The organism is Mycolicibacterium novocastrense (genome assembly GCF_001570485.1).
Classification (GTDB): domain Bacteria; phylum Actinomycetota; class Actinomycetes; order Mycobacteriales; family Mycobacteriaceae; genus Mycobacterium; species Mycobacterium novocastrense.
The window spans coordinates 64,857-90,628 of sequence record NZ_BCTA01000038.1; the positions used below are offsets into that span (position 1 = coordinate 64,857).

A 25,772-nucleotide genomic window follows, 5' to 3' on the forward strand; every position below is an offset into this window, starting at 1 on the left:
CTCTCCCTGCGACACGCCGCGACAGTCACGCGCGATCTCACGCAAATCGCCCCCTCCGCGCGCCGGGATCGGCCCTCGATACGGCCATACGATTGGCCAATGAGCCATCGCGGCGACGACTTGACCTCTCCGGCCGGCGCGCTCAGCGCGGCGTTGGCCGCCCTCTGTGAAGCCTCCACCGCCGACGAACAGTGGCGACGGTGGCAATATGCGCGCACCGCAGCCGACTACGCCGCCGAGGTGTGGTGGCACCCGGCGAGCACCGCAGACCAGCGCACCGAGGCCTCCCGTTGCCTCAAGCTCGCCTACGACCTCGACGAGGACACCAAGGCGCGCCACGACCGGCTGCGCGCCGGCCTGATGCGCCGCAGCAGCTCCGCGCCGTAACCCCGTCCACACAGCACTGTGCCCCGCCACTTCGGTAGCGGGGCACAGTGCGTTCGGCCTGGCGGCCCGTCACTCCTCGGGTCGATAGTTGCGCGGCGGCCGCCGCGGGGGCGGCGGCGGGGCCGGCTCTGCGGAGCGCTGGCTGCGCCGAATGCGCTGCGGCCCACCCAAGTCGCGGTGCCGGCCGCCGCCATCGCCGTTGGCCCCGTTACCGTTCGCACCATTGCTGTTGGCGCCGTTGCCATTCGAATGCACGCGGTTAAGACCGCCATGCTGTGCGGCTGCCGGAGCCGCCGCCGGCGGCGGCGTGGCCGACGGCTGCACAACCGGAGCGCTGCGACGCGCCGGCCCGGGAGCAGCGGCGGAGGGAGCCGGTGCTGCAGCTGCCGAACGTCGGCCGGTGCGAGACAGGACCGGTGCGGTGGAGACCACGCGCCGCGGCTGCGGAATGTCGCTGTGACCCAGGCCGAGATAGCGGTCCTCTTCGCGGGTCCGAATCGTCCACACGGTGATCGGCTCAGCACTGCCGATGGCGACCTCCAGGACCTGGCCGGGCCCTTCCACAATGGTCATGTCCGCGCCCCCGCCCACAGTGTCGGGCCCCAGCAGGCGCAGCACCGTGCGGGTCGGCACGGTGGTGACCGTGCGGCCGTCGAAGACCGCGACGTCACTCGTGCGGGCACCCGCGGTGGCGTAGAACAGTCGCTGGTCGTCGTTGACCGTGGCGACCAGCCCGTCCCAGCGCTGACGGTCGTCGGTGTGGATCGCCACCACCGCACCGGTGACGACTGCACGCAGGACCAGCTGGCGGGCCACTTCGACGCCGACGCGCGCGTCGATGCGGCGCCGTTTGGGCGAACCGGACTGATCCCACAGCGGCACCGCCGCCAGCGTGCCTTCGTCGAGTTGACCGAGGATCTGCCCTGACGGCCCGATCGGCACCCGGACATCTTCTACCGCGGAGAACGCGATGGTCGGCAACGTGGCATGCAGGCTGCGGTCCCCGGCGGGGATGGCCGCATCGAGCATCTGCCGCTGGATCCCGGTGGGCCGGGCGAGCTTTGCTTCGGCTAGCGGCTTGTAGGCCTTGCCGTGGTGGACGTAGCGGATCAGCACACCCACCTGGACCTCTGCGCCGCCTCCGGCGCCGGTCAGTCGGATCACCGTCATGGTTTCCTCGGTGCGCCAGGACCACCAGCGATCCAGCTGGCCTTGGGCGAGCAGCTCGGGGTTGCCGACGTAGGTGGTGATGAAGTTCGGTCCCGACCGGATGTAGGACCACTTCTCCTGGTTGTCGACCGGCCCGACCGGGGCCAACAGCACGTCCCCCATCGCGTCGAGATCTTCCGCCGACAGCGCGTGCGCCGGGATCTGCTCCTGCTGCAGGCGCTGCACGACCCGATGCGCCGCGGCCGCCAACGCCTTAGGTCCAGCGGTTCGAGACGGACCGCGCTCGATGATCCGGTCGAGGTTGTCAAAGGAGTTGAGCCGCAACACCAGCCAGGTGCGGCGCTCTCCGACCAAGTGACGCGGACCCACGAACTGGGAGTACACCGTGCGGTAGGCCGTCCCGGGAGGGACGTGGCAGCCCGCCTCGATGACGTCGATGTCGATGTTGAGCCCGTACTGGGTCATCAGCGAAACCACCAGCGACAGCGGCAATTCGCTGCCACTGACTGTGCGTCCACCGGCTTCGGTGGTGATCGCCAGCTGCGGGCCGACTTCGACCGCGGCGACCAGGGTCTTGCCGTCCCAGCGCACGCCGGCGTTGCCGGAGATGACGTTGATGTCGGTGGCCGCCGGCAGTTCCGGGGGCAGCGGCCGGCGGCGTTGCCGCAGGAACGCCCACACGACGGCGAACCACTCGACAAGCAGGACCCGACCTCGGATCGGAATGAACAGCGCGATCGCCGCGGCGACCAGGATGGTCACGGCCGCCCACACCGGAAGCGCCTTGTTCAGCGCGAAGGCAACGGTCACCCACACCGCGACGCCGTAGACCAGCGCCGAGACCATGGGAACCCGGATCCACCGCCCGCGGGCGCGCCTGGGGCCTGCCATCACTGCCTCCTTCGCACGCCGGTCGCGGCCACGACGATCAGCACGGCCACGACCAGAGCGGTCACCGCGCCGATCACGATCGCCGCGGTCCACTTCGGCGCGGAGTCCGGCGGAGGCGGCGGCGCCGGCAGTGACAGCTCTGCGGCCTGCACGGTCACCTCCGGGGCCCCGTCGACCGGGATGTCGTAGGTCAGCGCCGCCACCGGGTCGATCAGACCTCGGCCCACGGCGTTGTCCACCCCGCGTGCCGGCGCGTGGGCGGTGGTGATGATGCGCGTGGCCACCTCGCGGGCCGACATCTGCGGGAATCGCGAGCGCAGCAGTGCAGCGGTCCCGGAGACGTAGGCTGCCGCGAACGACGTGCCCGCGATCGGCACGAGCCCGGCTTCCTCACCGGGGACACCGTTGATCACACCTTCGCCGCTCGACGACAGCGACACGATGCCCGATCCGGGAGCAGCCACGTCGACCCACGGACCGGACATGGTGTTCTCGGCGCGTGCGCCCTCAGGCGAGACGAACCCGACCGACAGCACCAGGTCGTCGAACCAGGACGGGGTGGACACCACGGTGACCCCACCCCAGTTGCGGGGGTCGTCGGGGCGGGTCGGATCGGCGTCGGGATTGCTCTTGCAGTTCTGGTTGCCCGCCCCGCTGTCGACCGCGGAGTTGACGTTGCCGGCGGCGGCAACGACAAGCGCGTCTTTGACCTCGGTGGCGTACTTGAGTGCGCCGCCGAGCATCGCCTGGTCGATGGGAGTGGTCACCTTCACACACGACACCACAGAGATGTTGATGACCCGCGCACCCATGTTGGCGGCGTGCACGATCGACCGGGCCAGGGTGCGGATGTCACCTGCGGTGCGAGACTGGTTGGGGTCGTCGGGGTTTGAGGACTGGTTCTCGGGCATGTACGCCAACGACGTCTGCCGGATCGCCAGGATCTGGGCGTTGGGCGCGACACCGATCAGTCCGTCGGTCGGCGCCGGCGCGGCACCGATGATGCCGGCCACGATCGTGCCGTGTCCCTCGCAGTCCTCAAAGCCGTTGGCCCCTGCAGCGGGGTCCACGTAGTCGCCGCCGGCGATCATGCCGGGCAGCCGCGGCTGGGGCCGCACACCGGTGTCGATGACCGCCACAATCACTCCGGCGCCGGTGGAAAACTTATGGGCCTGCTCAATCTGCAGTGCGGTCAACGGTGGCGGCGTCTTGGCCAGATCGGAGTTCGGCAGCACACCCCCAACGACGCAGGCACCGTTCTTGCGCATGGGCCCTTCGGGACCTGGCGGTCCGTCCGGCGGCGCTGCGGCAACATCCGGGTTGGGCGGGGTGACCGCGCCGGCGGTTCCCAGCGGCGCGACCGCGACCAACGAGATGACCGCAGTCAGGACGACCGCCGTCCGCGCCGCCAGCAGCATCGGGCGCACGGTCATAGCAGGTTCCGGAAGAAGTTAAAGGCTCCGACAATCCAGAACGCCAGCATCGCCACCGCGAAGTTCGCGAAGAACTCCAGATACTCGATGCGCCGCAACGGGATCGGCGACTTGATCCGCCCGGGCAGCATCATCCCGGCCAGCGCGGCCAGGACCGTCACCAGCGCCACCCCGCCCAGGACGCTGATCTCGGCGACCGCAGTGGAGGTCCCGGTGATCACGGTGAGGGTGAAGCCGACGAGTAACACGAACGCGCCCACGAAGAACGTCACGGCGTGGACCCGATCCGGAAGTGAGCGACCACGCAAGACCAGGACCAGAATCGACAGGATGGCGACCGCAACTTCACCCCAGAAGTAGTGCGTCGCAGGCTCGGTGGCCACAACCGCGCCAGCCACGATGGTGGTCACCGCGGCGAGGAACAAGCCGGTGAGGTACTTGTTCGCAACGCGCGACTGGCGTTCGAGTTGGGCGTCCTCGTCCTCCGAGAGCGCCACGGTGCGCACATCGTTGCCGTCGTCGAACACCTCGACGACCATCGCGGCTTCGTCAAGTTCGGTGCGGTCGATGTCCTCACCGGGCACCGGCAGGCTCGGGGGTTTGACCCCGGCAAGGGACAGGGCCAGACCCGGCGCCATGGCTACCAGGATCATGCCGACGACGACGGCGACCGTGCCGATCTGGCGCATGTCGAACCCGGTGTAGGTGCGCACCCCGGCCGCGGCCGCGCCGATCACCGCCATGGTGACCACTGTGGTGTGCACGCTGATGCCAATGCCGGTCAGCCACAACACGATCAGGGATACCGCTGCGGTCGCGAAGGCCGCGGCGAACACGTTGGCCGCCGTCCAGTGGCCGGGCGTGTTCTCGTAGGCCGGCACCGCCACCCATCCCAGGGAGAACGCCAGCGGGACTGCGGCGATGCCGGCGGCGTAGGACACCTGCCGGATCGAGCGGCGCGACGCCACGATGGCTCCGATGATCGCCAGCAGTGTCAACACCCCGGCCGGTGGCGCCCACCAGAGACTCGACGGGGTGGACCACCATGCCGCGATCGTCAGTGCGGCAGTCAGAGCTGCACCACCGACGATGGCGATCAGCCCGAGGGTGCGGGCGGTGTCGGCGGTGAAGGACGCGAATTTGACGGCGTTGAATTCCGCCAGGGCGTCGCTGCCGTCTTCGATGATCGGTTTGAAGACCTCGTTGGAGTGCACCTCGCGCAGCAGCAGGCGCGCGCCGTCGAGGACACCGGCCTCGGCTAGCGACAGTGTGCGCGCGAACGGCATACCGCCTTCGACGGCCAGGGTGTAGACCCCGGTAGTGGTGAAGTCGACGTTGAGCCCTTCGTTGCGCAGCGTCTCGGCCAGGAAGGGCACCAGCCCCTCCATGACGATCGACAGCGGCGCGTGCGCGGCCAGCGACGTGTCGACGTTGTAGTTCCCGACGTGGATGGCGACTCGGATCTGCTCGGGGACCGCTTGGACTGCTGTGCCCGTGGTCTCGGTCTGCCTACCGGGATCGGCGGGCAGTGACTCGACCGGCAAGACGACTGACATACGTTGCCTCCCTTGGCGTTAGCTCGCTGCGGCTACCGGAGCCGGCGGCTGGGGCACGGAGAAGTCGTCGGCCAGCATCGCTGCCAGATTCTCAAAGGCGTGCCGAGTCTTCTTCTTGAGCTTGTCCAGGTCGACGCTGAGACCCTCGTCGAGGTGCGCATCGAACGGGATGTGGTGCAGCTTCAGCTGCTGGCGAGCCAGCACTGTGGTCAGCGCCTTCATGTCGAGCCGGGTGTTGGCCGTGGTTTCGTTGACCACAAGCACCGTGCGGGCCAGCAGGCCCTCGTAGCCGTGGTTGCGCAGCCAGTCGATGGCCTGGCCGGCCTTGAAGGCGCCCGGGTTTGACGCTTCCACAAGCAGCACAAGGGCATTGGACTTGTCGAGCATCTCGCGCACCACATGCGAGTTGAGTGCTTTATCGCCGTCCCACAGCAGCATGCTGTAGTAGTGCGAGGCAATCTCGTAGACGTCGCGGATGTCTTCGGGGACGAGCACGCGCTCACCGTCAGGCCGCCACCCATTGGCCAGCACGTGCAGGTCGGTGTCGGTCGTCGACAGGAACCGCTGCACCTGGTCGTGCTGACGCAGATCGTCGGATTCGGTGTCGAGCATCTCCATCATCGACAGGTTGTTCGGGTGCACCGCGGTCCGCAGCGGCAGGTCACCGGCATCAGGGTCGGCATCGACGGCAATGACTCCATCGGCGCGGATCGAAGAGAACACCTGACCCAGCGTCGCGGTCACCGTGGTCTTCCCGGCCCCGCCCTTGAGGGTGAGGACGGTGATGGCGTACATCGTGTCCTTGGGTGCGCGGATGCGCTTGTAGACCTCTCGGCGGCGGCTTTCCTTCTTGCCGGGCTTGAGCTTGAACCCGCTCTTGTTCATGGCGCCGCGCCAACCGGTGTTGGCCACCGGCGCGCGGTCCTCGTTGGCGGTCTGGATCAAGTCCTGGCGGATGCCGGCCGAGGCCGCCTGGATCGGCGCGCTGGGGCGGCGGTACTGATCTGCTTCGACGCCACGTCCCGTCGCTGCTTGCCGATCGGGCACCGCCTGGCGCACCCGGTCGACGTCGGGGGTGACGGGGATCTGCTGGGTCACGTCGGGCCGCTGATACTGCTCGGGCTGCGTCTGCGGCTGCGAGCGCCGGGGGGCCATCTGCGGGCCTGAGTGCTGGCCCTGCGGGGCCGTGGAAGGCTGCCCCCAGGGTTGTCCCGGGGAGGCGGCGCCCCACTGCGGCTGCTGAGCGATGTTGGCGGCACGCTGATCGGGCTGCTGAGCGATGTTGGCGGCACGCTGATCGGGCTGCTGCGGCAACCCATTGGCCGGACGCGCAGACGGAGCGCCCCACGGGGGCTGCTGCTGCTTGGGGTAGGGCGTCGTAGAGCCACCGTCGCCGCCGAAGCTGCGGTCACCGGCGGGTGCCGGCGCGGCCGGAGGTGCCGGCGGAACGCTGGGCCGTGCACCCCAGTCCGCGGCGCCCGAGGGCGCGATCGTCGTGGGCGGGGGCCCGGGCAGATCCTCGGGCTTGGCCTCGAGTTCTGATGGTGTGGACTGCGCAGGCTCTGCAGAACTCTCCGGCTCCGACCAGTGCCGGCCGTTACCGGTTTCCACATTTTCGGCCATTCGGCTCACCTCTCCCCGCAAAATCTGACGGCGTGACCGGGCAGTGTTCCGGTCGCTTGACTGCTGTCGCCTTGGGTTTGCCCCGAGGCCATTGTCCCAGCGTTCACCAGCACACTAGCGCACCAAATTGGTCGAACTCGGGGCCGAAGAGGGCCCATTTTCCTGCACCGATGCACCGGCCTATCACCTCTGGTCACCGCGGGCAGCGAACCAGTCCCGGCTGGGGGTCAGCTGCACCAGATCAGCCATGGCCGCCCGGAATCGGGCGTAGGTCCCGGGACCGAAAGTCACCCACAGTCGGGAACGTGAGCCATGTCCGCCCACCGCCGACACCACCCGCCCGAACGAGGTGTCGGCCACCCCCACCGCAGCTTTGGTGTCGACGGTCTGGATACCGCGGTTCTCGCGCATGACGATCTCGCAACGCTGCCCGGTGTAGGCGGACACTTCGTTGAGGATTTTGGCGGTCTGCACGTCGACGCCGAGTTCCCCGCGCAGCGTGCGCAGCATGTCTCCGGGGGTCGATGACGCCGACAGTTCCGCGACTTGATCCAGGGGCAGCGTCACCGGCTCGAACTGCGCCGGCAGGGGCGCCAGCACTTCAGCGGACTCACGCATCGCCGACCAGATCGGGGTGGACACCACGTCGTCGAGAGAGTTCGTGGTCGACCACACCGCTTGCAGGACCAGCTCGTCGTTACGGCGCAGCGCCATGACGTGGGTGTCGCCGCGGCGCGCGACAACGGCACGCCGCATGCGGTCTTCTTGCATCCCCCGCAGCGTGACCTCGATGTCGGGGCGTTCCAGCACCCGCATCCAGGACGCCAAGGTGGGGTCGACGTTGGCGTCGAGGTCAATCAGCCCCGAGTTGACGAGCAAGGGGACGGTTTCGTCGTCGACGCGCGCCTGGTCTTCGGGGTAGTAGACGTTGTTCATCAGTGCCAGCACCGGCGGCAAGCTGTCGATGTCCATCAGCCGTTTGATGAACAACGCAGAATCCACGCTCAAGTGCGCTGCAGCCAAGATGTCGCGTGCCATAACCGCCGATGCTACCGGCGGATGGCGGCTATTTTGCTTGTCGGACAGCCCTTTTCGTGGCTGCCCAGCGATTCGCATGACCTTCAAGACGCAGTAGGGCGCCTCGTCCACTCGTGGGTGGAATCGAGGCGCCCTACCGACAGCGGCGGTGAAGACCGATCAGGGAAACTGCTTGCTCATGTTCATCTCGTTGGTCCCCATCTCCGAGGCGCCGCGGCTGTAGGCGACGCCGCCGCGGCCGGTGACCTCGATGGTGTCCTGGCAGACGTGCTGGAACTTGGTGAAGCTCTCCTCGAACACCATGGCGGTGTCACCGGTGAAGCTCCCCAGCAGGGTCTGCTTGTTGGCGATCCCGGCGTCGAGCAGACCCTGGGCGGTGGTACCGCACTGTTGGATCTGCATCGCGATGGACTCCATCAGCGGATAGTTGTAGTAAACGTCGTCAGGACTTCCTGCAGGCATTTCGTATCTCCTTGAGGTTCAGTGGTTTTCAGGCTGGGCAGAGGACGATCAGTGGAACGGGTTGACGACGCCGGTGATCTGCTGGAAGTCGCCCGCAGCGGACGCTTCCTGGGCGTCGGTGGAGCCGATACCGAACTGCAGCGCCTCGCGGATCGAGTCGAGCACCTGGTTGTTGGTGACCGCGGTCTGGTGGACGTCGGCGATCCAGGTCTGGAACGACGCCGACATCTGGCCGCGGTTGGCGCCCTGAGCGCTGTCGGCGATGGCCATCATCTGCTTGTTGTTCGCCTGAGCCGAGTCGACGAGCCCCTGGAAGCTGGCTGTCTGGGCGGCCTGAACGGCCATGTCCATGCTGAACGGTGAGCCACTACCGGACATGAGGATCTCCATTTCTGTAGGTGGTGGTGGAACTGCCATTCCTGGACTCACACGCCACCGTGGCGCGCCGCGCTCCGAACAGCCTTGAGCGCAAGTGTGGGAGGAGGCCGGTCATCAGCTGGCCTCCTTCTTGTCATCGGTCTCCCGCTCGGCCACCAGCGCGCCGGCAGAGACTGTTTCCTCGTCCTCCGGGGTGTGTCCCCACATCGGAATGAGTTCGGTGTCAGGCCGTTTGACGATGGCGGGCTTCTCGTCGTCGCGGCGACGGGCACCGTGCATCGGCATGCCCGATCCACCGGGGCGGGCCGCGGGGGCACCGCTCGGCGACGCGGGCGCCTGCGGAGGCGCCGATCCCGGCATGGCGCCATCCCATCCGCCTGGGAATCGGAATCCCGTTGAGGCGCCGGACAATCCGCCCAGATTCGGAACCCGGATCGCGGAGGCCAGCCCGGCCCCGCCCGAGCTGCCGGCGAGGCGGTCCAGCGTTGACGAGGAGGGCTGGGTGTCGAAGAAGCCGGGGTTGTCGAGGCGATGCTCAGGCGACACCTGACTCATCAGGTTGCTGATCTGCGAGCCGAACTGCTGACCGAGCTGCTGGGCCTGCTGCATCGCCTGCTGGGGGGCCTGCATGACTTGCTGGCCGGCCTGGGCCGCCTGCTGCGGAATCTGTTGGATCAGCTGCTGGGTCATCTGGTTTTCCATTTGGCGCTGCGCGTTGCCCTCACGGAACCGCGCCACGGCGGCTTGGGCTTCGGCCTTCTGCGCGCCGTCCGCGGCGCGTTGCGCCATCCCGGCGGCCTGGGCCATCCCAATGCCCAGCTTGCTCTTCAGGATTGAGGCGGTGTTCTGGGCCTTGGCCGCCTGCAGGCGCACACGATCGGTGGCTGCCAGCGCCGCGCCGATGGCCTGGTTGACCACCGACGGAAAACTGACGTTCGTCGACAGCGGGGGCAGCTTGGCGAACGGGTCGAACGTGGTGTTGGCGACGGTCTGCGCCAGGTAGTTGGTCTGCACGGCGACGTCGCGCATCCACATTTCGAGGTACTGGCCCTCTTTGATGCCAATGGGGATGGTGTTGAACCCGAGGAAGTTGGTCGCGTGCAGGGTGGCGGTGGTGACCCGGTTCTCCACGATCTCGACCATCTGCGCCATCGTCGTGTAGGCCTCGGCGAAAGACGCGGCCTGCGCGGCGGTGCGCGCGCCGGAGGTGATGATCTGGGCCTGCAGGAGCCGGCAGATGATGATGAACCGCATCAGGGTGGCCTGCATCATCTGGGCGGCGGGGCCTTGCCAGGACGCGGAGAGGTAGGCACTCATGGCGGTTAGTCGGTCGATGGAGATCTCGTAGGCGACCGCCGCGGCGGTGAATTCCGCTGATGCCGCGGTCATCGGGGCAGCACCGGCCCCGGACATGAGACGTCCGGTGATCACTTCAGGAGGTCCAAACACAGTTTTCCTCCCCTCCGTCGTGGTGCAACGCCGTCGTGGGAGCGGGCATGGTGCCCTCTCCGCGGAGCTGCACGCCCGCCGTCATGGTCTGGTTTGCGCCCTCAGCTACAGGAACTGCGTGCTGTTGGCTGCGTCGACTGTGGTGTAGCTGGCGTCGGTGATGGCCAGGGTGCCGGCGAACCGCGCCAGCTCCAGGAAGCCGAGATGCGCGGTGCCAAGCAGGTCGGCAGCGTGGGCACTGGTATTGGCGGTGGCCAGCGCGGACGCCTCATCGGTTCCCGCGGGCGCGGGCGCCATGATGACGGGCGCCCCTCCGTCGATGACGCCGGCGGTTGCGGCGGCGTTGCTCACGACGTCAGCCACGCTGGCCATCATGACCGGTGACGAAACATTGGTGATCACTAGCAAACCTCACTTCCCCGGTGCCGTGAAAGGCGCTTTCGCGGCAATGTTACCTGTGATGGTAAATCTCCCCAACAGCATACCGCCACCGTTGGGGGGTGGTGTCGCACTTTTTCCTGCTCGGGGGCTCGCGGTCGCTGACGCATCAGTCCCCCAGATTGTCGTCGTCGCTGTAGCGGATTCCCGACCAGGCGCTTTGAATGCGGCCCTTGCGCGCTAAGGCGGTCTCTAGGTAGCGGGCTCGGCCGGGGATGCCGAAGTTCTCGAACTTGTGCTCGCCGATCTGTCCGTCGAACTTCTGGCCGGAGAGCATCACGGTCGGGGCGGCATCGTTGATCAGGCGCTTGAGGATCGGGTCCCGGTTGACTCCCATGAAGAACTCCTCGGCCGCTCGTGCGATCACGAAGTGCCAGCCTTGAGCCAGCGGCTCGTTTTCCACTTGGGGCAGCATCTTGAAGATCTTCGGCGTCTCGGCGAGGTTCCGGGTGTTGGCGAACAGGTGGTAGTCGTCGGCGATCACGAAGATCTCCGGCCCGCTCCACCATGACCGGGCGGCCCGCGTCTCGGCGTCGATGTTCGGTGGCAGCTCGCGCCCGGAGATGTCGTAGCGCTCCCAGAGCTTGGACACCGCGACGATCAGTTCGTCTTCGTTGGTGACGTAAGCGAACAGATTGTTGTCGCTGATCTTGCCCAGGTGGCGCCGGCGCGGGTCGATGAAGATCACCGCCGCCTCGTCTACACCCCTGCTGAACCGGCGGGTGAGGCTGTCGTAGAACGAGCCGACCAGTTCACTCTTGCCGGACTTGGCGGCGCCGACGACCAGCAGGTGCGGCTCGCGCCACATCTCGGCGTAGGCCGGAGTGAGCCGTTCCTCCTGGATGCCGAAGGCGATGCGCAGATTACGGCGCGGATCCCACTGGCCATTGTTCTGCTCGATCGACTTCTCGTCCGCCTCGATGACCATGGCCGCGAGCTGCTCGTGGGTCAACGACGTCGGCAGGGTGCGCAGCCGTTCGGCCGAGCTGGTGGCGAACTGCTCAGCGATCTGGCGGACCAGGGCGGTCATGCCCTCGGTGACGGTGGTGCGCTCGTCGATCCCGTCGATGCGCGGCAGCGCCACCAACCCGTACAGCTCGGACCCCGCGACCATGACGTGACCGGGTTCCTTGCGCCGCTTCTTCGACAGCGCGTTGCTGATGCGCGAGAACTCCGTATCGGAGTGCAGCTCGACGATCCCCTTCATGTGCGGTTCGATGCCGCGCATCTCCACCACGCGCGCCGTCGACAGGACCAGGTGCACGCCGTAGTTGAGGGCACCCACGATCAGCGACTCGATCTCGCTGCCGCGGAACTGCAGCACCTGCCCTTCGGCCACCGCCGCGTCCCAGCCGTCGATCATGATGTAGACGTCGCCGTAGCGGTCATCGCGCAGCAGCGGGTAATCGGGGTTGGTGCGCAGCTTGCGGTAGTCGGCCATGGTGCCGATCTTGTGGTCGCGGAAGATCCGCTCACGGTCGCTGATCAACGTCCGTACCTGGGCGATCATCCGGTTGATGGCATCAGGTTCCGACCGACTGGCCACGCCGCCCACATGGGGCAGATCCGCCAACGGGCCCAGGCCGCCGCCGGCGTAGTCAACCAGGTACATCTGCACCTGCTCAGGGGTGTTGTGCAGGGCCAGCGAGCAGGCCAGCGTCTTGATGGCCGTGGACTTGCCGGACTGTGCGCCACCGATGATGAGGATGTTCTGGTCGGTGGTGTCCAAGCTCCACAGCGGCTGCGAATGCTTGGCGGGGTCGTCGAATAGACCCATCGGCACCTTCAGCTTGGGCAGCGCGGTGTTGGCCGGCACCGCCCAGTGCTGCAGGTCCGGCTCGACCTGATCGAGGGTCTTGACCTCCAGCGGCGGCAGCCACATCCGGTAGGCCGGCGCGGCGTCGGCCGAGCGGAGTCGCTCGACGACGGTGGTGAAGATCGTCGGGGCGTTCTCGAGTTCCTCTTCGGTGCGCTCGGGCTCACTGACCACCTCGGCGCCGTTAGCCGGATCCTTGGGCAGCGGCGCCTCGATCGCGGTGAACGCCTGCGGGCCGACGAATCCGCCGTCTTCGGAACGTGTTTGGGCACGTTCGACGATCACTTCCGAGGCTGGCGGGAAGTACGCGGCGCCGGTGAATCCAGCGTAGAACTGGGTCAGCTCACCAGCGCGATCACCAGCGCTGCCCAGCAGAATGCCGTGCCCGGGGGTACCCGGCAGGCGGTAGGCGGCATCGGAGCTGTCGAGCAGGGCCCGCGATTCCTGAGCGGTCTGGGTCTTCAGACCGATCTTGTAGCCGATGTTGGATTCCAGGCCGCTCGTGCGCCCGGAGATGTCGAGGTTCTGCGACGCGAACAGCAGGTAGATGCCCAGCGACCGACCCACCCGGCCGATGCGCTTGAACAGGTCACCGTACTCGGGGTACTCGGCGAGCAGCTCGGCGAACTCGTCGATGATGACGAACAGCGACGGCAGCGGCGGCAGGTCCACACCGCGTTCGCGCAGCTGCTCGTAGTCGCGAATGTCCTTGACGTCGTATCGATTACTCAGTTCGTCGGCGTTACGCAGGATCTGAAAGCGGCGGGCAATCTCGCCCTCGATCATCTCGCTCATGCGGGTGACCAGGTGGGCTTCTTGCTCCATGTTGGTGATGACCGCGCTGACATGCGGCAGATCACCCATGCCCAGGAACGTCGGGCCGCCCTTGAAGTCGACGAGCAGCATGTTGAGCATGTCCGGGGAGTGCGAGACGCACCCGTTGATCACCAGGTTGCGCAGGAACTCCGACTTACCCGAGCCGGTCGTTCCCAGCAGCTGCCCGTGCGGGCCGGTGCCACCGTCGGCGGCCTGTTTGAGGTCGAGGTCCAGGCGGTCGCCATTGGAGAGGAATCCGACGGGGATCCGCAAGCGCCGCTTGTCGCCGTACCGGCTGATCGCGCTCCAGGTGTCCATCGCATCCAGCGCGCCGGGATCGCGGACACGCATCAGCGTGCCCCAATCCCGGCCGCGCTCGGACTGCTTGGCCTGACGTCCCAGGCTGGTCAGCGACGCCACCTCGTACTTGGCGAGCTGGCGTGCCATGGTGCGTGCATCGGTCAGCGAAATCTGGTCGGCCACGGCCACTTTGGTGGGCTCAGCCAGGGGCTTGTCGGCCTCGGTGCGCCACACCGTGCGGTCGGCATCGCAGCGCAGCACGATCCCTTCCCGTGAGGTCAGAGCGTCCTCGGGCGGGTTGACCATCAGCCACGTCACGCCGGCCCGCGGCTCGATCACCGAGTCGATGAGCTTGTCGGTGACCGCGGAGTCCACCACCACCAGCACGTGCCGGTACTTGTCATTGGTGAACTCGACGTGCGGGTCGAAGTTCATCATGAAGTCGATGATCTTGGCGGGATCGTCCTCGTCCTCGCCGCCGACGTCTGCGGTCAGTGTCGACCAGTCCGAGTACATCATTCGGGCACTGCCGAGCCGGTCGAGCTTGGAGGGATGCTGGGTGTGGGGCAGCCACTTCATCCACGACCACTGCGGTCCATCCGGCTCGTCGGTAAGCACGATCATCGCCAGGTTGTCGGGCCCATGGGTGATCGCGGCGTGCAGCAGCATCGCCCGCAGCATCCCCAACGAGACCTCCCGGTCCCCGGAGAACCCAATGACCGGGAACCGGGCGGTCGCCAACGCCAGCGGCATCGACGACACCGTGGAGTGGTGGCGCAGGAATCGAACGGTCTGAACCCATCCGACCGGCTCCAGGAATTCCCCCGGGGGCGCCTCAGGGGCGACGATTCGCGCAGCTAGCTCCACCTCACCGAGCCCGTAACGCAGAGCGGTGAATCCGTCGTTGGTGGGCGTGACTTCCCACATGCGTTCTGTCCCAATGAGGCTGGGCAGCATCACCGGATCGGGGAAGGCATGTTGCAAACCTTCGTGCATGCTCAGGCCCCGGTCGAACACCTTCTCCCGCGTCACGCCAAGCCCGCGCGTCTGGGCCTTGCGGTCCGACAGCAGCTGCGCGCGCGAGGTGCCACCGCCACCACTCTGGCCGAACATCATCGTGCCCATGCCCATGAGCATGATCAGCGGGAACATCAGGAACATTGGGTTGAACCGCCCGGTGCGCATCATCATCGCGACCATCCCGGCCAGCACCACCACCATCAGCAGCGGCACACCGATGGTGCGCAGCTTCGATACCGGCTCGCCCTCTTCGATCTCCTTGGGCGCAGGGACATTGATCTCGTCACGCGAAATCCGCGGCGGTGCAACCGGTGTGAACGGTCGATTGAAGCTGGTACGCACTAGTTCGCTCCTTTGACGTCCAGGCCGGCGACTGTGGGGTTGGGGGGAACACCGTCGTGACGGATGAGCGCATCCTTCTGCGACAGCGTGGGCCCCGCGGCGAACAGCGAGACCACCACCCACGGCGCCGGCACCGGGTAGTGCAGTTTCAGTGCGGTCAGGGTGACGTCTCCGGATTGCTGATCGGAGGTGTCCAGGCCGAACCGCACCCCGTTGTCGGCGACCCAGAAGTAGGACTCACGCAGCCGGGAATCGGTTGCCGCGCTGGTGACCTGAACGAATCGACCGGTCGTGGTCGGCATGTACACCTGATCGGCGGTCATGCCCTCCGAGGTGGCGGCCGACACCATCGGGACCAGCGCCTTGACCTGCTCGGGGGCCAACGGCAGGGTCCGCCCGGTGATCACCTCGGTACGCGAGGTGGGCTCATCCCCGAAGTGTGACCACGACCAGCAGGTCACCGGCTCGTTGTCGGCGTCGACGAGTGTCACGGTGTCCTTGGGGTAGAACGACACCGCCAGCTGCGTGGACTTCGGGAACGCGGCCAGGTCGTCGGGACCGACCTCGACGGGCTCGGTGCCAACCTGGGGGTTGGCGGCCCGGATCATGGTCGCCGCGGTCAGGCTGACCTCCTGCACGCCATCGGCGAGGGTGGCGTAGTAGGTCTTCTGCCCGCCCAGATCCCGAGCGCTCAGGATCGTGCCCACGGTCAACGGCTTGTCCCCCGCGAACGCCGGCCGCTCGCCCACCCCGGCGATCGCCGGCGCGATCAGCGGTGGCTCGGCGGGGATCGCATTGAACAGTCCCTGCGAGATCGGCAGCACGAGATCATCAGCGCGCAGACCCAGCGCGTCGGCCACGATGGGGTCGGTGATGTCCACCGGTGAGCGGACGACCACGCCGTCGGGCCGCGAGTAGATCAGCCACGTGCGGTTGTCGTAGCCCACCAGCCGGGCCTGATTACCGCCCATGGTGGCGGTGTCCGCACCCTTGGTCAGCGGCCCGCCGATGGCAGTCGTCGTGACCGGGGAGCGCGCGGTGGTGGGCAGGCCGGACACCGGGTCCAGGGGCACCGCGGCACCGGTCATCGTCGAGTCGCACACCGTCCACACTGACCACGGGTCCTGCGTGTCGCGAATGTCGTTGGGGGCACCGGTGATACCGACCAGCGAACCTTTCGGGTACTTGTCGATCTCGGCGGCACTGGCACGCACCGGGTTGTCGGGTTGCCCGACGATCAGCCGAGCAGAGGTCAGGTTGGTGACCGGATCCAGTCGGTCTCCGACCCGCACGTAGAGCGCGCCGGTGTCCTTGTTGGCGACGATTTTGGCGTCCTTGACCTGGCCGGCCGGGGAGAACAGCCCCCACACCACCGCACCGATGCACACCACGACGCCCAGGGCGACACCGAGCACGAGCGGCGAGGCCTGTGCACGCTGCGGGTCGTCGATCATGCGGGTGTCGCGGCGCACCAGGGCGTGCTGCAGTCGCCGGTACAGGAATCGCCAGCCGCTGACCTGGTACTTCGCCGTGAGCCGGAACCCGCGGCGGCGCCGCTGTTCGGGGCCCTCCAGTTCAGCCACGCCGATCCTCCCGACTATTCATGGAACGGAACTCCTTGCACGGAGCAGACTTCACGGAACGCCGAGGCCACGTCCTCAGCCTCGATCGTGACGAGCACTTCTTTGATCGACAGGTCGATGTCCGTGCTCGATGAGAGCCGGAAATCCCTGATTTCGGTGGCCTTTTCGGTGACATTGCGCACGAAGCGGGCATTGCCGGCCTTGTCGATGCCCGACACCCGGCGGGGGTTGCCGCTGGAGTCCACGTCATCGACCTGCAGCTGCGCCAACCGTTGCAGGTTGGTCAGCATCAGGTCCTGCGCTTGCGAGGAGTACAGAGCTGATTCGGTGCTGGCCATCAGGTCGGCGATTTTCACTAGGTCTTCGGGGGTGTAGGAGTCGAAGTGGATGCGGGTGGTGAAGCGCGTGGCCAGACCCTCATTGGAGGTGAGGAACCGGTTGATGTCGGCCTCGTAGCCGGCGATCACCGTCACCAGCTTCTTGTTCGGGTCCTCGGTCTTGCGCTCGTTCTCCAGCCGGGCCAGCAGTGTGTCCACGGCCTCTTGCCCGTAGGCGTCGCCGTCGGAGTAGCCCCTCTGGTACAGCGAGTAGGCCTCGTCGATGAACAGCAGACCGCCGAGCGCTTTGTCGATGACGGCATTGGTCTTCTGCGCGGTCTTGCCGAGGTACTGGTCCACCATTTGGGGGCGCGAGGCCTCGACCACCTCGGGGCGGGCGATGACCCCGAGCCCGAACAGCAGCTGCGCCAGGATGCGCGCCATCGTGGTCTTACCGGTGCCGGGAGGACCGGTGAAGATGTAGGCCGCGCCAACGTCCTTCTTGGCGATGCCCATCTCGGCGCGCTTCTGGTCCATCATCGCCTTGGCTTCCAGCCGGCGGATCTGTTCCTTGACCCCGTGCATGCCGATCTGCTTGTCCAGCAGCGCCATTGCCTCGGCACGCACACCGTCGCGGCGCTTCTCGCGGGCCTCGACCTCCAGTGAGGCCGCCGAGCTGCCCGACTCGGGATCCCAGACATCGCTGCGGGTCGCCAAGGATGACGCCGTGACGATCTCGATGACCTTCTCCGGGTCCTCAATCGCCTCCTGCACCTCCGGGCTGTTGATCCAGGCCTGCAGTTCCTTGAACGCCGCCATCGCCTCATCGCGCTGACCTTGGGCCCGCATGGCGTAGCCGCGGCCGAGCCTCAGCTTGGCGTGGACGTCGTTGGGCAGCCCTGCTGTGGACAGCCCACTTTCGGCGTAGCGCTGCGCTTCGGCGGGGTTCCCGGTGCCGACCAGCGCCCATACCTTCCACACCAACATCCCGGCGTTGAGGTACTTCACGAACTCTGGGTTGCTCTCCTGGGAGCGCCACTGCTGCTTGCCTTCGAAGCTGAGCACATCCGGCCAGCGCCGCGCCAGGCCCAGCAGACCCAGCCGCACGTAGTCGAGCAGGTCCAGATCCAGCGCGGACATGTTCGGCAGGCGGCTTTCCCGCGTGATGACCTCTTCGGCCTTGGCCAGCTGCGGTGGATGCGCCTCGGCCAACGCCACCGCGTAGGCGACAGCGACGTGCAACCGCGTGTGGGTGGGCATCCGCAGCCCGAACGATCCCAACGTCATCGACGTGAAGACGCTGAGGTCGGCGACAGTCATGCCGGCTGTCTTGAGCGCGACCCCCAGGTTGGACACCGACCGGTAGGCGCCGGCAGTGACGTCGGCCGATGTGGAACCGGTGGCCAGCATCCCGAGCCACGCGTCACACATCCCGGGGTCGCGCTCGGCGGCTTGGCGGAACGCCTCGCGCGCCTCATCGGTCTGACTGTTGCGCAGGTACCTCAACCCCAGCGTGAACACATCGAGTGGTTTCAGTCCGACACCTGCCGTCATTGCTCACCAAGCCTTCTCACCGCAGCGGAACATGCACCCCTCTGGAGTGCAGTTATGCGACGATCCTAGCCGGGGCAGAGGGGGTTAACCGGTGCCGACCATTGACGAAAATGCGGCCTCCGGCAACGCCGGTGTAGTGAGTGGTCTTGGCTTCCTGGGCGCAGGATTCCATCAGCGGGCAGCCCTTGCACAGCATCTCGGCCTCTGCGCAGGCGATCCGGCATTGCGCTTTGGACGCTCCGGCAGCAAAGACGTCCTCGGCGCGGTCTTCCCAGTCCATGACCACGGAGATGTTCTTCTTGCAGTTAGGCACGTTCGCCGCGGGCGCGGGTGCACCCGCACGTCCGGCGCGGCCGCGCGCCAGGGCGGCAGCCAGCCGAGTAGCGGCGCCGGCGTGCACCGGAGGTGCTGTGGTAGCGGCGCTCGGCGCGGGACGCTGCTGCGGCGCAGTGCTGGCGGCCGCGGGTGCGGCACCGACCGAGACGACGATGCGTCGCTTCTGTTGTGCGCGTTCGGATGTGGACTTCTCGACCAGGGCGCTGACGTCAGCGCCGTTGGGTCCGGTGCCCGGCATGGGAACCTCACCCAGGATGGCCGGGTCGATGTCCGTGGCGGCCATGAAGGTGGCCAGGACGCTCGGCGGCGCTGCGAGGACTGCGGCGGCGGTCTCGACGAGGCCGAGGCTTTCGAGGTGGTCGACGACCTTGCGGCGGGCCAGGCGGCCCTGCCGGCGGTTGCCGTTGGCTCGCGCCGCGGCGGGATAGCTTGTGCAACTGGGGCAACGGCGACGCTGGCCGCCCTTGAGCGAGCGGCACATCAGATGGCCCCTGCAATCGCTCGGGGAATACGACGAATCATGGTTTCCCTTCCGGTGAAGGTGTCTTTGGCATGGCCAGACTAACCCACATTCGGGAAGTTCACCACCCTTGGTAAGTTTTGATTCGCCTTTATGGTCGCCATAAGTGCTCATACGGGCCTGTCAGGGCTGCTAGTAAGCCTGTTTCGGCACTTCTGAATACTCCGCAGCCGGCATGGCGGAAAGTGCATGTGCCACCCGGCGCGGCGCGCCCACGGCCGCGGCGCCAGCAGGCAGGATCGAGCTAACGCCGTGCCGACTTTGGAGGGAGATCCCCGATGACCGATGACCCTCGCAGCGCACCGACCTCCGACAGTGACGGCGCCTTTCCCGCCGGCGAGGGCGCCGGCCTCCTCGAACAGCTGGCGGTGGCCTCACTGCTCGCCGAAGCCGAGGACTTGACCCACGGGGTGCGCTACCTCTCGGTCGCAACCGGTGACCCCGAGACCGATGACGAGCTGGCCCGAATCAACGCCCTGACCGCCGCGGCGTGGACGCCGGCACCGGACGCCGCCACCACCTCCATCCGCGGAGGCAACGACTACCTGACGATCCGGGTGGAGGGGTCTGCCGCCGACTCCTTCGTCGAGGACCTCGCCACGCTCGCCCACCGCCTGGATCCGGGCTTCTGGCGGGTCACCCGATCACCACACGCCTTCTGACCAGCGCCGATGACACGTCCTCCCCTGCCCCCGCGAGCGCTGTTAGTCGTCCGAGGCGCGCACCGGCTCTCCGTTGAGCAGGTCATAGGCCGTCGACCTGATCACCACGACCTCGAGTTCGTCGAGATCGGCCAGCCGTCCGATCGAGTCGGCGACCGCCTCCGGAGTCATCCCCTCGTCCAGTCGCTGCTGGATCTCGTCGATCTGCGCCCTGGTCAATGCCGCCATGTCCGCCCCTTCTCGTGAACGCCCGCCCGCCAGCACCTGAGGGACATGCTATTGCCCCAGCTCACGCCCGGTGCCGCTGCTAGCGCCGTCATCATCAGCTTGCCTTCTTCCAGCCGCCGCCGGCATGGGTGTCTTCAGCCTCGGCCACCAGGTCCTCACCGACCAGGTACACCGTCGGCTTGCCCGCGATGCCGTTGTGCTCGACGTGCACGCACCTCAGGTGCGACCCCATCGGCAGGATCACCTCGTCCTCCCCGGAGAAGTTCGAGATGCTCTTGACCGGAAGCCCTTCGCGGGTGCGCACCACCATGTAATACGGCGGATGCCCGGCGAACGCCGACGCCGTGGACTGCTTGGTCGTCGTACTGGTCACCTTCCCGACCTCCATGCGCGCACCGACACTGAACACCGCGTCGATGTACTCCCCCGGCGTCCCCTTCCACCCGCTGGGGACCTTGGTGCCGCGCACCACCGTCATCGGGCTCATGTTCGGGTTGTGCTCACGGAACTTGTCGAACGCCGACTCGATACCCGAGACCACTGTCTTGATCGAACCCGACGGCTTGGCGCCGTCACGCCCGCAGATGGCCGCATTGATCGCGGTGTAGCTACCCCCGGTGTAGGTGGTCAGCGCCGAGCGCTCCTTGCCGTCGAGCGACTTCTGCACAAACGCGGAGTTCGCCGACGTCAGCTCGCTGATGCTTGATGTCTTCACACCCGGACCGCTAGTGGAGAACCCCCACGCCTTGAGGTTGCCGGCGCGCTGGGCGATCACCGAGTAGTCGTCTGCGGTTTCCTTACCCCAGGCGCGGATACCGCTGCGCCACAACGATTTGTGCTTCTCTTCGCCGAGACTGTCCGGCGGAATCTTGTGATCGAAGTGCGGGATGACCCCGCCGCCGCGGGTGGGTGTGCCCAGCGCACGACGATGGGCGGCCGCGTAGGCCTCGGCCGCGGCGGCAGCTCCCTTGCCAGCGGCCAGGGCCTCGGCGCGCGCCGCCTCGCCCGCGGCCACGGCCGCCTTCTCGCGCACCAGCTTCTTGTGCCGCTTGGTCGCGTCGTAGATGTCGGCGCGGACAGGGCCGGCACCCACGGCGTCGACCAGCTTGTCGCGGGCCTCGCCCATCTTGTCGTCGAGGAATCCCTGATGCTGTTCGGTGTTCCAATGATGTTCTGCGGCTTGGCCTGCCAGCTGCATCAGCACCTGGGACTTGATGTGATGGGCCTGGGCTTCGGTGTCGCTGGCCCCCTCGTGCAGCGCCGGCAGCTCGTCGAGCATCGGGATGCGGTTGGCCTTGTTCAGCGCCGCGGACTTGCCGCCGGCCGCGGCAACACCGTGGTACACCCCGTCGCGCTTCTGCAGGATCAGGAAGTCCCCCGACCCGCGGCGGTGGATCGCAGTTCCCCCGTCGAGCAGCCGCCCTTCGACCTCGACCGCCCCTGAACCGGTCTCCATGAGGAACTTGCCCGGGGTGTACACCGAGGTGTCACGCACCGCGCCGGCGATCAGCGAGGGCTGCGGCCCAGCGTCCAGCGCCCCGGCCGCCTCGGCGGCCACCGACCGGTTCAACGATCGAGCCAGCGCCTCGACGTCCTCGCTACTGAGGTTGGCGCAATACGCGTCTCGCTCCTCGTCGGGCAGCGTGGTGGCGACCCCGTACTTGGCGGCCACCACGTCGTCTGCGGCGGCCGGGATGGCGAGCTTGGCCTGTTCGTAGGCCGCCTTGGCAGCGTCGATCTCATCTCCGGCTGCGGCCAGCTCGGCGAGCTGCTCGGCGGACAGCTGGTCACCGTCGGCCGAACCCATCTCCTTGACGAGCTTGCGCTTGCGGGCCTGGGCGCGCTGCACGGCCTTGCGGGCGTCATCGGCGGCCTTCTCGGCCGCGGCCAGCGCGTCCTCAGCGTCTTCCAGGGCCTGTTCCTCCGGGGAGATCTGGGGCCCGGCCAGCGCGGCCTGCTCGGCTTTCGCCGCGGCGATCAACAGGCCGGCCGAAGGCGGGTTGGCGTGGGTGCTGGGCAGCGGGGTGTCACCGAGCACCGACTCCTCGATCCCCATCGCCTTCATGAACTCCGGCAGCACGCTGGGCGGCGCAGCCAGGATGGCCTTCGCGGTGGCCACCAGGCCTTGCTCGGTGAGGTGGTCGACCACCTTCTTGCGGGCCAGCCGGCCCAGGCGGCGATTGCCGTTGGCCTTGGCCGCGGCGCCGTAGCTTCCGCAGCCGGGGCAGCGCCGGCCACCATGCTTCGTCGATCGGCACACCGCGCGCCTCCTTCGGGTGTCTTTGGCAGGTACACCCAGGAAGTACCGGCGTGCGGAGCGGTTTCCGTCGTCTGGGCCGAAAGATCGCACGTATGGCGCGTTGAGCTGCGGCAATAGCATGTCCCCTGGCTGCCCGCCGCGGCTACGGGCGTAAGGACTGGCGCTGCCGCCTTGCCCCGCGCTCACCCAGTAGTTTCGGTTCATGATCGTCTGGATCAACGGCACACACGGTTCGGGCAAGACAACGACGAGCGCACTCGTGCAGGGGCTCGTTGCCGATTCGCGAGTGTTCGATGCAGAGAAGGTCGGCGAGACGTTGATGGACGTCACGCCAGGATTACCTGAGACCGACAATTTCCAGCACTGGCCGCCCTGGCGGCCTCTGGTGGTCGAGACCGCGCGGCACATCTTGGGCTACGTCGGCGGCACCTTGGTGGTGCCAATGACAGTGCTCGTCGAGCAGTACTGGCGCGAGATCAGCGCCGGGCTGGCCGATTACGGCATCCCGTTGCGGCACTTCGTCTTGCACGCCGATCGGCAGACACTGCTGGACCGGATCAACGGAGATACGGCAATGGGCCCCTCATCCTTCCGGCTCGACTACGTGGACGCCTACGCCGAGGCCGCGCACACGTGGCTCCACAACGAAGCAGAGGTCATCGACACGTCGACCCAGACCCCTGAGGACGTCGCACGCACGATCGCAGACACGTTGGCGAACGCGCAGCGCTGAGCGCTCCCCCCGGGGGCGACCCACAGCAAACACCTTCAACCAGGCCCGATGACACGTCCCTTTCCCGCGGCGGACCCATCGCACCGACGGCGGCTTCAGTCGAGCAGCGTCACGTAGTCGTGAGCGCCGAAGTCCACCCGGTGGGTTTGACCGAAGTCGTCGATCAGTACGAGCTGCATCGTCGGCCGGTCAGGCGAGCCCTGTTGACTGTCTACGGCCGCTGCGGCCAGGCCGTCGATGGTGCCGGTCAGGGTGTCAAAGCGTGCGCGCCGGCCGCGGTAGGTCGCGTCGTCGGCGAGTTCGCGGACGAGCACCCTGACCTCTCGTAGCTGGCTGAGAAAGCGTTCGTCGCTGCTGTGCCGTCCGCTGGGCATTGCCCCGCTCATCGCTGTCCCCTCGACTGTCAGTGCCATGTGGTGAGTCCGTCCAGGACGGCCCAGCCGCCGCCGGCGCCCGCGCTGCCGGCCGCGGCCAATACTGCCGCAGTCCAGATCATGCGGCGGATCCGGCGCAGCAGCCGCAGCAGCGATAGCGCGACGAGCACTGCTACCGCGCCGAGCGCCACCATGAGCACGGGGCTGGCTTGGCCATCGGTGAACAGGGAATCGATCGACATAGGGTTCCTCAATCCTGGATTGGGTTGTCTCGCAGCAGAGTTGCGGTTGCCGTACGTGGAGTGTCGCGACCGGGCAGTGGGTGGTCAGCGTAGTCAGCGCAACCGACGCCCACCGTGGGGACGTGCCGTCATGGCTGGTCGCTGAGGGCGATGACGTGCCAGCGTGTCCCCGGAGTCGCCGCGACCACCTCCTGGGGGAACTCGCGCGGCCCACGCACATTCGACAAGGGGTGGCAGCCGCGGCCACGCCCACTGCGCTGGCACAGGAATCCGCCGGTGACCTCGCCGTCGTAGGCGCGGGTGAAGAACTGCACACCGAACCCGGTCAGCCGCGCCAGCGCCTCGACCTGCTCCCAACTCGGATACAGCTGCGCTGCCTCCCACTGATCGACCGCCGGCTCTTCCACTCCGCACGCGCGGTCCACCTCGGGCCCGTAGAGAGCGCGGATGTCCAGTGCGGCGGTGATCGCGCGCGGGGAGAGCAGACCATCGCGCCACGCCTCGAACGCAGCACCACCGTCGTTCATGCGGACTCTCCCTGCGCTGGAACGGATTCCATCGCTGCTCGGTGGCGGGCGTCGATGATGGCGACAGCCTCGCGACTGCTCACCTCGACCGCGCCGAGGGCCACCGCCTGCCGCCGCTTCCCTTCTGTCACGTCGTAGTGCCAGTTCTGCGCGGCCCGGCTGCCCGGCTTGGCCTTGAACGGCTTCCCTGTCTTGGTGGGGTCTTGAAACCAGCTGCGCCGCAGTCCCAGCCGGGATGCGAACTCGTGCAGCTCGTCTTGGGTGTCAGCGAACAGGTGCGACCAGGTGCTACTCAAGCGGCCCACGCGTGCCGGGATCCGCGCATCGTCAACGTAGACGGTCATGACGCCACCCCGGCCAGCACCGAACCGGGCTCGACGGCGATGGTCTCGACATCAGGGCGCAGCGCGGCGTCGATGCCGATCACGCGCCGGATGGCCTGGTGCACAACAGCCGCCGCCTCCTGCGGAAGCATGTGCCCGGCGCCCGGCACGTGCACATGCTCGGCCCCGGGGATCCCCGCGGCCAGGTCCCGAGCGTGGATAGCCGGAGTCATGGGATCAGCTCCACCGGAGACCACCACGGTGCGGGCCCGGATCGTGGCCAGCGTCGGGTACTGGTCGTAGTCCCGCAACGCCGGCAGGAAACCCACTGCGGTGGCCACCGACACCGCCGCGAGCGCGTCAGCTGCGACCGCGGCGACCGTCACCGCCGACGCTGCGCCGCGCCGCCACCGGCCAAGGGTCGCGCACAGCGGACCGGTCAGTGCTTTGACCGCCTGCTCCGGAGCGCGGTCGACGACCCCGAACAGCGCCGTGGTCGCCGGTGTCCCCAGCAGCCGCCCCATCCCTCGTTGACGCAGCTTGCCGGCTGCGGTCGCCAGCAGCACCAGCCCCGCCGGCTCGACCGGCCGGCGACCCGCCGCCAATCCCAGGTAGGCCAGCGAGGTCATCCCACCCATCGAATGCCCGACCAGCGTCACCGGGCCACTCACCTTCATCACCGCCATCACCTGCGCGAGGTCCTCCGCCAGCCGCTCAATGCGATAGGTGCACATCGGCGCCTGACCCGACCGGCCGTGCCCACGATGGTCATAGCTGATGACCCGCACCGCGTCCCCGAAACGATCCACCAGGGCGTCGATCTGGCGTGCCCAGCACACCTGCGACAGGCACAGTCCGTGCACGAACACCACGGTGTGCTCGGCGTCGCGGCGACCGATGTCGCGCACCGACAGGCTCACACCGTCGTCCATGGCCACTGCGACCTCGCGGCATCGCCGCGCACTCGCCACGTCTGTGTCCACGACCCTGACCT

The 25,772-nt window shown here is 67.5% G+C and carries 23 protein-coding genes; 3 read left to right on the forward strand and 20 right to left on the reverse strand.

Going from position 1 to position 25,772, the window contains the following annotated elements:
• Positions 1-99: 99 nt before the first annotated feature.
• A complete protein-coding gene (locus RMCN_RS16990) occupies positions 100-387 on the forward strand; it encodes a hypothetical protein (protein WP_067391459.1) in 288 nt (95 codons plus the stop codon).
• Between the two features lie 69 nt (positions 388-456).
• Here RMCN_RS16990 and eccE read toward each other — a convergent pair whose 3' ends face one another.
• The 13 genes from eccE to RMCN_RS17055 all read right to left on the reverse strand — a co-directional run bounded on the left by eccE (position 457) and on the right by RMCN_RS17055 (position 19,390).
• The gene (gene eccE, locus RMCN_RS16995; protein WP_084377477.1) at positions 457-2,448 is read right to left on the reverse strand and encodes a type VII secretion protein EccE; all 1,992 of its coding nucleotides are present in this window, start codon (positions 2,446-2,448) and stop codon (positions 457-459) included.
• Complete coding sequence (gene mycP / locus RMCN_RS17000; RefSeq protein ID WP_084377478.1) at positions 2,448-3,881, reverse strand: type VII secretion-associated serine protease mycosin; 1,434 nt, start codon at positions 3,879-3,881, stop codon at positions 2,448-2,450. The genes eccE and mycP overlap by 1 nt, the downstream gene beginning before the upstream one ends.
• A complete protein-coding gene (gene eccD, locus RMCN_RS17005; protein WP_067391465.1) occupies positions 3,878-5,437 on the reverse strand; it encodes a type VII secretion integral membrane protein EccD in 1,560 nt (519 codons plus the stop codon). Before eccD ends, mycP begins: the two co-directional genes overlap by 4 nt.
• A gap of 18 nt (positions 5,438-5,455) precedes the next feature.
• Positions 5,456-7,060, reverse strand: a complete 1,605-nt coding sequence (locus RMCN_RS17010) for a CpaE/TadZ family protein (protein ID WP_084377480.1) — start codon at positions 7,058-7,060, stop codon at positions 5,456-5,458.
• Between the two features lie 183 nt (positions 7,061-7,243).
• Positions 7,244-8,098, reverse strand: coding sequence for an ESX secretion-associated protein EspG (locus RMCN_RS17015; protein WP_046365664.1), 855 nt, complete (start codon positions 8,096-8,098; stop codon positions 7,244-7,246).
• Between the two features lie 159 nt (positions 8,099-8,257).
• Positions 8,258-8,560 (reverse strand): WXG100 family type VII secretion target, encoded by a 303-nt coding sequence (locus tag RMCN_RS17020; protein WP_067391471.1) that lies wholly within the window; start codon positions 8,558-8,560, stop codon positions 8,258-8,260.
• Positions 8,561-8,608: 48 nt separating this feature from the next.
• Positions 8,609-8,938, reverse strand: coding sequence for a hypothetical protein (locus RMCN_RS17025; protein WP_131808566.1), 330 nt, complete (start codon positions 8,936-8,938; stop codon positions 8,609-8,611).
• A gap of 114 nt (positions 8,939-9,052) precedes the next feature.
• Positions 9,053-10,387 carry a PPE family protein gene (locus RMCN_RS17030; protein WP_308206344.1) on the reverse strand — a complete coding sequence of 445 codons (1,335 nt, stop codon included), beginning with the start codon at positions 10,385-10,387 and terminating at the stop codon, positions 9,053-9,055.
• A 105-nt stretch (positions 10,388-10,492) separates the two neighbouring features.
• Positions 10,493-10,762, reverse strand: a complete 270-nt coding sequence (locus RMCN_RS17035; protein ID WP_308206349.1) for a PE domain-containing protein — start codon at positions 10,760-10,762, stop codon at positions 10,493-10,495.
• A gap of 172 nt (positions 10,763-10,934) precedes the next feature.
• Positions 10,935-15,119: a type VII secretion protein EccCa gene (eccCa, locus tag RMCN_RS17040; protein WP_067391483.1), complete on the reverse strand. Its 4,185-nt coding sequence runs from the start codon at positions 15,117-15,119 to the stop codon at positions 10,935-10,937.
• Positions 15,119-16,702, reverse strand: coding sequence for a type VII secretion protein EccB (eccB, locus tag RMCN_RS17045; RefSeq protein ID WP_165604450.1), 1,584 nt, complete (start codon positions 16,700-16,702; stop codon positions 15,119-15,121). Before eccB ends, eccCa begins: the two co-directional genes overlap by 1 nt.
• Before the next feature lie 14 nt (positions 16,703-16,716).
• Positions 16,717-18,573: an AAA family ATPase gene (locus tag RMCN_RS17050; RefSeq protein ID WP_067391486.1), complete on the reverse strand. Its 1,857-nt coding sequence runs from the start codon at positions 18,571-18,573 to the stop codon at positions 16,717-16,719.
• A 52-nt stretch (positions 18,574-18,625) separates the two neighbouring features.
• Positions 18,626-19,390, reverse strand: coding sequence for a hypothetical protein (locus RMCN_RS17055; protein ID WP_067391489.1), 765 nt, complete (start codon positions 19,388-19,390; stop codon positions 18,626-18,628).
• A gap of 317 nt (positions 19,391-19,707) precedes the next feature.
• Between RMCN_RS17055 and RMCN_RS17060 the strand changes: the two genes are divergently transcribed.
• A complete protein-coding gene (locus RMCN_RS17060; protein ID WP_067391492.1) occupies positions 19,708-20,091 on the forward strand; it encodes a hypothetical protein in 384 nt (127 codons plus the stop codon).
• Between the two features lie 42 nt (positions 20,092-20,133).
• Here the strand turns inward: RMCN_RS17060 and RMCN_RS17065 are convergent, their stop codons facing one another.
• Together RMCN_RS17065 and RMCN_RS17070 are read right to left on the reverse strand one after the other, a co-directional pair.
• Positions 20,134-20,319, reverse strand: a complete 186-nt coding sequence (locus RMCN_RS17065) for a helix-turn-helix domain-containing protein (RefSeq protein ID WP_046361146.1) — start codon at positions 20,317-20,319, stop codon at positions 20,134-20,136.
• A gap of 94 nt (positions 20,320-20,413) precedes the next feature.
• The gene (locus RMCN_RS17070) at positions 20,414-22,579 is read right to left on the reverse strand and encodes an ADP-ribosyltransferase (RefSeq protein ID WP_067391495.1); all 2,166 of its coding nucleotides are present in this window, start codon (positions 22,577-22,579) and stop codon (positions 20,414-20,416) included.
• A 202-nt stretch (positions 22,580-22,781) separates the two neighbouring features.
• Between RMCN_RS17070 and RMCN_RS17075 the strand changes: the two genes are divergently transcribed.
• On the forward strand, positions 22,782-23,312 hold the full coding sequence (locus tag RMCN_RS17075; RefSeq protein WP_067391498.1) for a P-loop nucleotide/nucleoside kinase family protein: 531 nt from the start codon (positions 22,782-22,784) through the stop codon (positions 23,310-23,312).
• A 95-nt stretch (positions 23,313-23,407) separates the two neighbouring features.
• Here RMCN_RS17075 and RMCN_RS17080 read toward each other — a convergent pair whose 3' ends face one another.
• The 5 genes from RMCN_RS17080 to RMCN_RS17100 all read right to left on the reverse strand — a co-directional run bounded on the left by RMCN_RS17080 (position 23,408) and on the right by RMCN_RS17100 (position 25,761).
• A complete protein-coding gene (locus tag RMCN_RS17080; RefSeq protein WP_131808568.1) occupies positions 23,408-23,725 on the reverse strand; it encodes a hypothetical protein in 318 nt (105 codons plus the stop codon).
• Complete coding sequence (locus RMCN_RS17085) at positions 23,716-23,928, reverse strand: hypothetical protein (protein ID WP_067391504.1); 213 nt, start codon at positions 23,926-23,928, stop codon at positions 23,716-23,718. The genes RMCN_RS17080 and RMCN_RS17085 overlap by 10 nt, the downstream gene beginning before the upstream one ends.
• A gap of 128 nt (positions 23,929-24,056) precedes the next feature.
• Positions 24,057-24,455 carry a hypothetical protein gene (locus RMCN_RS17090; RefSeq protein ID WP_067391507.1) on the reverse strand — a complete coding sequence of 133 codons (399 nt, stop codon included), beginning with the start codon at positions 24,453-24,455 and terminating at the stop codon, positions 24,057-24,059.
• The gene (locus RMCN_RS17095) at positions 24,452-24,799 is read right to left on the reverse strand and encodes a DUF4031 domain-containing protein (RefSeq protein ID WP_067391510.1); all 348 of its coding nucleotides are present in this window, start codon (positions 24,797-24,799) and stop codon (positions 24,452-24,454) included. Before RMCN_RS17095 ends, RMCN_RS17090 begins: the two co-directional genes overlap by 4 nt.
• The gene (locus tag RMCN_RS17100) at positions 24,796-25,761 is read right to left on the reverse strand and encodes an alpha/beta fold hydrolase (RefSeq protein WP_067391513.1); all 966 of its coding nucleotides are present in this window, start codon (positions 25,759-25,761) and stop codon (positions 24,796-24,798) included. The genes RMCN_RS17095 and RMCN_RS17100 overlap by 4 nt, the downstream gene beginning before the upstream one ends.
• Between the last annotated feature and the right edge of the window lie 11 nt (positions 25,762-25,772).